Origin of the sequence: Sphaerisporangium sp. NPDC051017 (assembly GCF_040683095.1) — a bacterium.
In the GTDB taxonomy this organism is placed as follows: Bacteria; Actinomycetota; Actinomycetes; order Streptosporangiales; family Streptosporangiaceae; genus Sphaerisporangium.
This window is the reverse complement of the sequence record NZ_JBFBCI010000083.1, coordinates 22,018-28,328: the sequence shown is the minus strand read 5'-3', so window position 1 is coordinate 28,328 and position 6,311 is coordinate 22,018. Positions and strand designations below refer to the sequence as shown.

Annotated in this window: 5 protein-coding genes; all 5 read left to right on the top strand. The window is 69.6% G+C overall.

From position 1 onward, the window contains the following. Window positions 1–478: 478 nt before the first annotated feature. Complete coding sequence (locus tag AB0M95_RS37475; RefSeq protein ID WP_363775442.1) at window positions 479–1,828, top strand: ABC transporter substrate-binding protein; 1,350 nt, start codon at window positions 479–481, stop codon at window positions 1,826–1,828. 142 nt (window positions 1,829–1,970) lie between these two features. After that, the gene (locus AB0M95_RS37470; RefSeq protein ID WP_363775439.1) at window positions 1,971–2,951 is read left to right on the top strand and encodes a sugar ABC transporter permease; all 981 of its coding nucleotides are present in this window, start codon (window positions 1,971–1,973) and stop codon (window positions 2,949–2,951) included. Beyond that, window positions 2,948–3,832 (top strand): carbohydrate ABC transporter permease, encoded by an 885-nt coding sequence (locus tag AB0M95_RS37465; RefSeq protein ID WP_363775436.1) that lies wholly within the window; start codon window positions 2,948–2,950, stop codon window positions 3,830–3,832. The genes AB0M95_RS37470 and AB0M95_RS37465 overlap by 4 nt, the downstream gene beginning before the upstream one ends. Beyond that, a complete protein-coding gene (locus tag AB0M95_RS37460) occupies window positions 3,829–5,262 on the top strand; it encodes a GH1 family beta-glucosidase (RefSeq protein ID WP_363775433.1) in 1,434 nt (477 codons plus the stop codon). The genes AB0M95_RS37465 and AB0M95_RS37460 overlap by 4 nt, the downstream gene beginning before the upstream one ends. A 28-nt stretch (window positions 5,263–5,290) precedes the next feature. Beyond that, window positions 5,291–6,310, top strand: coding sequence for a LacI family DNA-binding transcriptional regulator (locus AB0M95_RS37455; protein WP_358514615.1), 1,020 nt, complete (start codon window positions 5,291–5,293; stop codon window positions 6,308–6,310). The last annotated feature ends 1 nt before the right edge of the window (window position 6,311 follow it).

Here is a 6,311-nt window from a genome sequence, read left to right as displayed (position 1 = left end):
ATTTCTACACCATTCCCTATCCAGTTTTTCCATCCCCCCCGCTTTCCCTTTGGCCCCCCCGGGGGGCGCCCCCCCCCGGCCGCCCGCCCGGCGGCCCCGCTCCGCCGGCCGTACGGCCCCCTTCGTCTCCGCCCTCCCTGACGTCCCGGGCGGGCCTTTCGCGGCCGTCCGCGGCGACGGTTTTCGCCGGACTGTGCCTGGTTCATGTGGGAGCGCTCCCAGCGTACCGAACAGCCCCTATCAGGCCCGAAGTCCGATTCCAAGGGTCCAGAAGCCCCAGGAGTAACAGTTAGGTTTCGGCATATTGACGTCGGCGTTGCCTATCGGCGACTCTTCGTGGGAGCGCTCCCAAATCTCGCCCACGAGCACGCCCGTGGGATCACGACCGAGGGATCCAGCACATCGTGGGGCCCGACTGTCGGGGCCGGCCCTCGATGCACCTCCCGAATACGGGCAACCACCTGAGAGGGGTCCGGAGATGACGAACAAGGCGCGCCGCGGCAGGATGCTCGCGGTCGCATCGGTGATGACGGCCGCGCTGGGCGTCACCGCAGCGTGCTCGTCCGGCGACGGCGGCGACACCGCGGGGTCCGCCGGCACGTCCTCCACCGCCGCGGAGAAGATCACCCTTACGCTGCAGACCTTCGGCGGCGGCACCAACTTCGGCTACAAGGCCGCGGTGGAGAAGTGGAACGCCGAGCACCCGAACGTCCAGGTGAAGTACAACAACCTGACCGACAGCTTCGAGAACGTCTACTGGCCGCAGATGCTGCAGTGGCTGCAGTCGGGCACGGGCGCCGGCGACGTCGTGGGCATCGACGAGGGCGGCATGGGCCTCGCCAAGGCGCGCCCGCAGTTCTTCACCGACCTCGGCCAGTACGGCCTGCAGAGCCGCCAGTCCGACTTCCCCGCGTGGAAGTGGGAGAACGGCATCAACGCGGAGGGCAAGCTGTTCGCCCTCGGCACCGACGTCGGCGGCATGAGCATCTGCTACCGCACGGACCTGTTCAAGAAGGCCGGCCTGCCCACCGACCGCGACGAGGTCTCCAAGCTGTGGAGCGGCGGCTGGGACGACTTCATCAAGGCCGGGCAGGACTTCCAGGCCAAGGTCAAGGACGCCAAGTTCGTCGACAGCGTCAACACCATCTACAACGTGGTGCTGTCGCAGGAGGCCGCCAAGAACGGCAACGTGACCTACTTCGACAAGGACCAGCAGCTCATCGTCGACAAGAACCCGGCCGTCAAGACCGCGTTCGACTTCACCCAGAAGATCAGCGAGGCGGGCCTGACGGCCAAGCTGCAGAACTTCACCGACCCGTGGAACACCGGCTTCGTGAAGTCGCAGTTCGCGACGCTCGGCTGCCCGGGCTGGATGCTCGGCGTCGTGTCGGGCACGGCCGGCGACGAGTTCAAGGGCAAGTGGGACGTCGCGACCGTGCCGGGCGGCGGCGGCAACTGGGGCGGCTCCTGGCTCGCGGTGCCCAAGCAGTCCAAGCACCCGAAGGAGGCCGCCGAGCTGGCCAGCTACCTGACCGGCCCCGAGGCCCAGCTCATGGCCTTCAAGGAGGGCGGCAACCTTCCGAGCACGATCCCGGCGCAGGACGACCCCGAGCTGCAGAGCGCGACCAACGAGTACTTCGGCAACGCGCCGATCGGCAAGATCTTCGGGCCGTCCATCAAGTCGCTCCAGCCGACCTTCCTCGGCGAGAAGCACGCCCAGGTGAAGCGCGAGGTGGAGCAGGTCGTCACCGGCATGGACCAGGGCTCGGTGCCCTACGCCGAGGCGTGGCAGAAGTTCGTCGAGGCGGGCCGGAAGGCGGCGGGCTGACCGTCCCCTGAACGTCACCGGCCCGTCGCACGATCCCCGGCGGGCCGGTGACCCTCCCATCGACCGTTATCGACGAGCGAAGGAGCAGAGGGCTCCCCTCCCCGCGGCCTCCCCCGGCGGCGGGCCGGGCCCCGCACTACCGATGAGCGTCAACCTCCACACCCAGCGGGCGGATCCGGCGCCACCCCCTTCCCGGACGGGCCGCCGCCACACCCGCCCCCCGAACTCCTTCTGGTCCCGGCTCGACCTGAAGGCGACCCCGTATTTCCTGATCTCCCCGTACTTTCTGCTGTTCGCGGTCTTCGGCCTGTTCCCCCTGGTGTTCACCCTCTGGGTGTCGATGCAGGACTACGGCCTCGCCGGCGGCGAGGCGTCCTTCACCGGGCTGGACAACTACACCAAGCTGCTGGCGGACGGCGACTTCTGGAACGCCGTGGTCAACACGGTCGGCATCTTCGTCCTGGCCACGGTCCCGCAGCTCGTCCTGGCCCTGCTGCTGGCCAACGCGCTGAACAAGCGGCTGCGCGGGCGGCTGTTCATCCGCCTCGGCGTCCTGCTGCCGCTGGTCACCTCGGTGGTGGCGGTGGCCATCGTCTTCACCCAGCTCTACGGCCGCGACTTCGGCATGTTCAACTGGCTGCTCGACCTGCTCGGCGTCGACAAGCACATCGACTGGCAGAGCGCCAAGTGGTCGTCCTGGACCGCCATCGCCACCATGGTGGACTGGCGGTGGACCGGCTACAACGCGATCATCTACCTCGCCGGCATGCAGACCATCCCCCGCGAGCTGTACGAGGCGGCGTCGATCGACGGGGCCTCCCCGCGCCGGCAGTTCTGGAGCATCACGCTCCCGATGATCCGGCCCACGATCATGTTCACCGTCTTCGTGTCCACGATCGGCGGGCTCACCCTGTTCGCCGAACCGGTCATGTTCGGCAGCAACCGCATGGACGGCGGCACCACCGGCCAGTTCCAGACCATCGCGATGTACATCGTCGAACAGGGCTTCAGGAACTTCGACTACGGCTACGCGGCGGCGGCCGCCTGGCTGCTGTTCGTCCTGATCCTCCTCGGCGTCGCGATCAACTACACGTTCGTCCGCCGGATCGGAGGCGCCAGGTGACCGCGCTCACGCAGGCCCGGCCGGCGCAGGCGGTGAAGGGGCGCGACAAGCGGGATCCCTTCCGCGCCACGCCCCTCACCAAGGTCGCGCTCGGCTTCACGCTCATCCTGTCGATCTTCCCGATCTACTGGATGGTCATCATCGCCTCGCGGACGAACTCCGACGCCGTGGACGTGCCGCCGCCCCTGCTGCCGGGCGGCAATCTCGGCGAGAACGTCCGGCGCGTGCTGGCCACCGAGGACGCGCACTTCCTCACCGGCCTGCTCAACTCGCTGATCGTCACCTCCACGGTGACGCTCTCCGTCGTGATCATCTCGACGTTCACCGGCTTCGCCTTCGCGCGGCTGCACTTCCGCGGCCGCAACCTGCTGCTCGGGTCGATCCTGCTCACCATGATGGTGCCGCTGCAGCAGATGGGCATCGTGCCGCTCTACCAGCTGATGGTGAACCTCGGCTGGGTCGGCTCGCTCAAGGCGGTGATCCTGCCGTACCTGCTCAACGGCTTCGGCGTGTTCATGATGACGCAGTACACCGACCAGGCCGTGCCCGAGGAGCTGGTCGAGGCGGCCCGGGTGGACGGCGCCTCCACGCTGCGGATCTGGTGGAACGTGATCCTGCCCGCCGTACGGCCGGGCATGGCGGTCCTGGCGCTCCAGACGTTCATGCTCAACTGGAACGAGTTCATGTGGCCCCTGATCGTCCTGACTCCGGAGAACCCCACGGTGCAGGTCTCGATCAGCTTCCTCACCGCGGCCCATACCACCGACTACGTGCTCATCTTCACCGGCACGGCCCTGTCGGTACTCCCGCTCATCGTCGTTTTCGTCGCGTTCGGCCGGCAGATCGTCGGCGGACTCATGGAAGGTGCGGTCAAAGCGTGACCACGCAGGAGACTCAACCCGGCACCGACGCCCCCACCCTGGCGTTCCCCCCCGGCTTCGTCTGGGGGGCGGCCACCTCGGCCTATCAGATCGAGGGGGCGACGACCGCCGACGGGCGCGGCACCTCCATCTGGGACACGTTCGTCCGCCGCCCCGGGCGCGTGCTCAACGGCGAGAACGCCGACGTCGCCATCGACCACTACCACCGCTACCGCGACGACGTCGCGATGATGGCCGAGCTCGGCCTGACCGCCTACCGGTTCTCGGTGTCCTGGCCGAGGATCATGCCCGACGGCGCGGGCGCGGTGAACCAGGCCGGGCTCGACTTCTACCGGCGGCTCGTCGACGAGCTGCTCGCGCACGGCGTCGACCCGTACCTGACCCTGTACCACTGGGACCTGCCGCAGGCCCTGGAGGACGCCGGCGGCTGGCCCGCCCGGGACACGGCCAAGCGCTTCGCCGACTTCGCGGCCCGCGTCCACCAGGCCCTAGGCGACCGCGTGCGCGACTGGAGCACGGTCAACGAGCCGTGGTGCGCCGCCTTCCTCGGCTACGCCTCCGGCGAGCACGCCCCCGGGCGGCGCGAGCCGGCCGCGTCCATCAGGGCCGCCCACCACCTCAACCTGGCCCACGGGCTGTCGGTGCAGGCCCTGCGCGCGCAGGACCCGGGCTCGCGCATCGGCGGCTCGGTCAACCTGTACGCGGTGACCCCCGCCACCGGCGGCCCCGCCGACCTGGAGGCCGCCCGGCGCATCGACGGCCTGCAGAACCGCTTCTTCCTCGACGCGCTGCTGAAGGGCGCCTACCCCGAGGACGTCCTGGCCGACCTCTCCGCCGTCACCGAGATCGACTTCATCCGGGACGGCGACATGGAGACCATCTCCACCCCGTTCGACACGCTGATGGTGAACTACTACAGCAGGTTCACCGTGTCGGGCGCCGCGGGCGGCTCCTCGTCCGCCGCCGCCGCGCCGACCGGCACCGGGTCGCCGTGGCCGGGCAGCGAGCACGTCTCCTTCGTCAGCGGCGGCCGCCCGGTCACCTCGATGGGCTGGGAGATCGACGATCTCGGCCTGTACGAGGTGCTCCAGCGGGTCGCCACCGACTACCCGGGCATCCCGCTGATCGTCGCCGAGAACGGGGCGGCGTTCGACGACGTCCTCGACGGGGGTGAGATCGACGACCAGGATCGGCTGGCCTTCATCGACTCCCACCTGCGCGCCTGCCACGCCGCGATCGAGGCGGGAGTGCCGCTCCAGGGGTACTTCGCCTGGTCGCTGATGGACAATTTCGAGTGGGCCTGGGGGTACGGCAAGCGATTCGGCCTCGTGTACGTCGACTACCCGACCCAGCGCAGGACTCCGAAGGCGAGCGCGCACTGGTATGCCGGCACGATCCGCCGAGGCGGTCTGCGCGGTCCGGCAGAATAGGCCCTGACGTCAGGAGGGGGCACTTTCCATGAACGGGGACCGCCGCTCGGGAGCGCGACCGACCCTCGAGGCCGTCGCCGCTCGCGCCGGGGTCGGCCGCGGCACGGTCTCGCGTGTCATCAACGGCTCGCCGAAGGTCAGCGAGAAGGCGCGCGACGCCGTCCAGCAGGCGATCGACGAACTCGGCTACGTGCCGAACCGGGCGGCGCGCACCCTGGTCACCAGGCGCACCGACACGATCGCGCTGGTCGTGTCCGAGTCCGAGCAGCGCATCTTCGACGAGCCGTTCTTCGCGGGCATCATCCGCGGCATCGGCTCGGCGCTGTCGGAGACCGGGCTCCAGCTCATCCTCACCATGGCCCAGTCGCGCGACGAGCACGACCGGCTGGAGCTGTATCTGACCGGCCAGCACGTCGACGGCGTGCTGCTGATCTCGCTCCACGGGGCCGACCCGCTGCCGGGGCGGCTGGAGGAGATGGGCGTGCCCACCGTCCTCGGCGGCCGCCCGGTCGGGTTCACCCCGTACAGCTACGTCGACGTGGACAACCGCGCGGGCGCCCGGCAGGCCGTCAAGTACCTGCTCGGCAAGGGCCGGCGGCGCATCGCCACCATCGCCGGCACGCAGGACATGGGCGTGGGCGTCGACCGCCTCGCCGGCTACCGCGACGCGCTGCTGGCCACAGGCATGCCCGAGCTGGTCGCCTACGGTGACTTCCTGGAGCCCAGCGGGGTGGCCGCGATGGAGCGGCTGCTGGAACAGCACCCCACGCTGGACGCGGTGTTCGCCGCCTCCGACGCCATGGCGATCGGCGCGATGCGGGTGCTGAAGGAGCACGGCAGGACGATCCCGGACGACGTCGCGGTGATCGGCTTCGAGGACTCGGCGGTCGCGGCGCAGACCGTCCCCTCGCTGACCAGCGTGCACCAGCCGACCGATGACATGGGGCGGCAGATGGCGCAGCTGCTGGTCGCGCGCATCAACGGCGAGCGCCTGGAGCAGCCCGTCGTGATCCTCGACACCCACCTGGTCGAGCGCGGCTCGGCCTGAG